Origin of the sequence: Fontimonas sp. SYSU GA230001, assembly GCF_040066175.1 — a bacterium.
Classification (GTDB): Bacteria; Pseudomonadota; Gammaproteobacteria; order Nevskiales; family Nevskiaceae; genus Solimonas.
Genome location: NZ_JBEAAM010000045.1, coordinates 1 through 3,455 on the forward strand (window position 1 = coordinate 1; position 3,455 = coordinate 3,455).

Here is a 3,455-nt window from a genome sequence, read left to right on the forward strand (position 1 = left end):
CATCCTCCGATGATCCCGCCGCCCCGCCGGCCTTTCAGGCTCACTTCACGTTGGAATCACGCACCCCCTTCAGGCTCATGTGTCATTGGAAGAGGCTAAGTGTTGACGGTGATGGGGGCGACCTCTACAATTGCGCGCTTCTTTGGGCCGGGTGGCGGTCGCCGCTGCGGCTTACAATTAAAATTAGATTTGGAGTCAACGATGTACGCCGTGATCAAGACGGGTGGCAAGCAGTACAAGGTGGCCCCGGGCGAAACGCTCAAGGTCGAAAGTCTCGATGCCGAGGTCGGCAAGTCGATCGCTTTCGACGAGGTGCTGATGATCGCCAATGGCGAGCAGATCAAGTTCGGCGCGCCCACCGTGGCGGGCGGTTCCGTGAAGGCGGAAGTGCTGGCGCACGGTCGCGGCGAGAAGGTGCGCATCGTCAAGCACCGCCGCCGCAAGCACTACCACAAGGAGCAGGGCCATCGGCAGAACTTCACGGAAGTGAAGATCACCGAGATCCTCGGCGCCTGATCCGGCACACGGCATACAGATTCAGGAGTTACCGAAATGGCACACAAAAAGGCAGCAGGCAGTACGCGCAACGGGCGCGACTCCGAGAGCAAGCGACTGGGCGTGAAGAAGTTCGGCGGCGAGTCGGTCGTGGCCGGCAACATCATCGTGCGTCAGCGCGGCACCGAGTATCACGCGGGCGTGAATGTCGGCCTGGGCCGCGATCACACGCTGTTCGCGCTGACTGACGGCAAGGTCGAGTTCAAGCAGCGCGGGCCGGCCAACAAGATCCACGTGGACGTGGTTCCGGCCTGACGCCACCGCAAGCGAAGACGAGAAAGCCCCGGACTCCCGGGGCTTTTTTGTCAGTTCTGTACATCCTGTACAAGACGGGGCCATCCATGGCCCCGACTTTCAAAACAAGCGCTACGCTTTACCCGCTCATGAAGTTCGTCGATGAAGCCAGAATCCAGGTCGAAGGCGGCAAGGGCGGCAACGGCTGCATCAGCTTCCTGCGCCTGAAATACGTGCCCTTCGGCGGGCCGGATGGCGGCGACGGCGGCGAGGGCGGCAGCGTCTGGGCGGTGGCCGAGCCCAATCTCAACACGCTGGCGGACTTCCGCTACACGCGCCGCTTCCGCGCCGAGAACGGTGTCAACGGCCAGGGGTCGAACTGCACCGGCGCGGCGGGCAGCGATCTGGAGATCCGCATGCCACTGGGCACGCGCATCTTCGACACCTCGACCGAGGAACTGATCGGCGAGCTGACCCGGCCCGGCCAGCGCATCAAGGTCGCGCAGGGCGGGCACCGCGGGCTGGGCAATCCCCACTTCAAGTCCTCGGTCAACCGCACGCCGTACAAGGCGACCAAGGGCGGCGAGGGCGAGAGCCGTGAGCTGCTGCTGGAACTGTCGTTGATGGCGGACGTGGGGCTGCTCGGGCTGCCGAACGCCGGCAAGTCCACGCTGCTCGCGGCGGTGTCGGCGGCGCGGCCGAAAATCGCCGATTACCCGTTCACGACGCTGTACCCGCAGCCGGGCGTGGTGTCGATGGGCGTCGCGCGTTCGTTCACGATGGTGGACATCCCCGGCCTGATCGAGGGCGCGTCGCACGGCGCCGGCCTGGGCATCCGTTTCCTCAAGCACCTGCAGCGCACGCGGCTGCTGCTGCACCTGGTCGATATCCTGCCGCCGGACGGCAGCGACATCGTCGAGAACATCCGCACGATCAACGCGGAGCTCAAGTCCTTCAGCGCCGATCTGGGCAAGAAGGAGCAGTGGCTGGTGTTCAACAAGATCGACCTGATGCCCGAGTCCGAGTGGCGCGCGCTGGTCGGCAAGGTGCTCAAGAGGCTGCGCTGGAAGGGGCGCTGGTTCGCGATCTCGGCGGCGACGAAGAAGGGCTGCGACGATCTGTGCGAAGCGGCGATGTCCTGGGTCGAATCGCATGCACCGCCGGTGGCCGCGCTGGAGTCCGGACCGGAGGCCGAAGCGCCGCTGCCGGCGCCGCGGCGCCGCAGCCCCCCGCCGAAGCGGCTCGACGGCGAGGAGATTCCCAACAAGGATCTCGGCCGCGCCGTGAAGAAATCCACGCGCAAGCGGCGTCCGGCGCCGCCCAGGCGCCCGCACGACTGAACCTTCACAGATTCATCGCCGAACATGAGTGCATCACGCGCAGGACTCGCCGAAGGCCGCCGCTGGGTGGTCAAGGTCGGCAGCTCGTTGGTCACCGCCAAGGGCGCCGGTCTGGATCTGGCCGCGATCGCCGACTGGTGTGCACAGATCGCGCAGCTGCGTCGGGCCGGCGTGCAGGTCGTGCTGGTGTCGTCCGGCGCGGTCGCCGAGGGCATGGCGCGTCTGGGGCTGAAGAAGCGACCAGCGGTGCTGCACGAGCTGCAGGCCGCGGCCGCCGTCGGCCAGATGGGACTGGTGCGCGCCTACGAGGCGGAGTTCCAGAAGCACGGCCTGAAGGCCGCGCAGATCCTGCTCACGCACGAGGACGTGTCGGACCGCTCGCGCTATCTCAATGCCCAGGGCACGCTCAACCAGCTGCTGGAGTTCGGCGTCGTGCCGGTGGTCAACGAGAATGACACGGTCGCCACCGACGAGATCCGGCTCGGCGACAACGACACGCTCGGCGCGCTGACCGTGAACCTGATCCGTGCCGACCTGCTGGTGATCCTGACCGACCAGGAGGGTTTGTTCGATGCCGATCCGCGCAGCAATCCGGACGCACAGCTGGTCAGCGAGGCGGATCTCGCCGACAGCCGCCTGCTGGCGATGGCCGGCACCAGCAAGGGCGAACTGGGACGTGGCGGCATGCGCACCAAGGTCGGCGCGGCCTATACCGCGGCGCGTTCGGGCGCGGCGACGCTGATCGCGCACGGGCGCAAGCCGGACGTGCTCAAGCGCATCCGCGCCGGTGAGGCGGTCGGCACCCTGCTCAAGCCGAGCCAGGGCGTGATGGCGGCGCGCAAGCGCTGGATCGCGGGCCAGCTGCAGGTGCGCGGCAGGCTGACGCTCGACGATGGCGCCGTGCGCGTGCTGCGCGACCAGGGCCGCAGCCTGCTGCCGGTCGGCGTGCGCGCGGTCGAGGGCGACTTCGGCCGCGGTGACCTGGTGGTCTGTGTCGATGGCGCCGGCAACGAAGTCGCGCGCGGCCTGTGCAACTACGACGCCGACGATGCGCGCCGCATCCTCGGCGCGAAGAGCGATGAGATCAGCGTGCGGCTGGGCGGTCCCGGCGAGCCGGAGATGATCCACCGCGACAATCTGGTGCTCAGCGGCTGATTGCGCGTTCCGGCGCTGAAAAAAGGAGAAGGGGGCCTTGCGGCCCCCTTCGTGTTTGTGCGCCCGGCACGTGCGCAGTCTTGGAGGTGTAAGTCCTCCGGTGAGCTGGCCACAGTAAGCCAAGCGAAGCGCAACTGCGGGAGGGTGACTGACCGTGGAGAGGAAGCGTGG

The 3,455-nt window shown here is 67.1% G+C and carries 4 protein-coding genes; all 4 read left to right on the forward strand.

From position 1 onward, the window contains the following. Window positions 1–201 precede the first annotated feature (201 nt). Entirely contained in the window at window positions 202–516 is a 315-nt protein-coding gene (rplU, locus tag AAG565_RS15595; RefSeq protein ID WP_348820569.1) for a 50S ribosomal protein L21, read from the forward strand. A gap of 36 nt (window positions 517–552) precedes the next feature. Further along, entirely contained in the window at window positions 553–810 is a 258-nt protein-coding gene (gene rpmA / locus AAG565_RS15600) for a 50S ribosomal protein L27 (RefSeq protein WP_348820570.1), read from the forward strand. A 128-nt stretch (window positions 811–938) separates the two neighbouring features. Continuing rightward, the gene (cgtA, locus tag AAG565_RS15605; protein ID WP_348820571.1) at window positions 939–2,129 is read left to right on the forward strand and encodes an Obg family GTPase CgtA; all 1,191 of its coding nucleotides are present in this window, start codon (window positions 939–941) and stop codon (window positions 2,127–2,129) included. Window positions 2,130–2,153: 24 nt separating this feature from the next. Next, a complete protein-coding gene (gene proB / locus AAG565_RS15610) occupies window positions 2,154–3,284 on the forward strand; it encodes a glutamate 5-kinase (protein ID WP_348820572.1) in 1,131 nt (376 codons plus the stop codon). The last annotated feature ends 171 nt before the right edge of the window (window positions 3,285–3,455 follow it).

Bases quoted from the DNA above. Each gene is read 5' to 3' on its own strand.
- rpmA (WP_348820570.1), top strand. From the start codon at position 553: ATGGCACACAAAAAGGCAGCAGGCAGTACGCGCAACGGGCGCGACTCC.
- proB (WP_348820572.1), top strand. From the start codon at position 2,154: ATGAGTGCATCACGCGCAGGACTCGCCGAAGGCCGCCGCTGGGTGGTC.
- cgtA (WP_348820571.1), top strand. From the start codon at position 939: ATGAAGTTCGTCGATGAAGCCAGAATCCAGGTCGAAGGCGGCAAGGGC.
- rplU (WP_348820569.1), top strand. From the start codon at position 202: ATGTACGCCGTGATCAAGACGGGTGGCAAGCAGTACAAGGTGGCCCCG.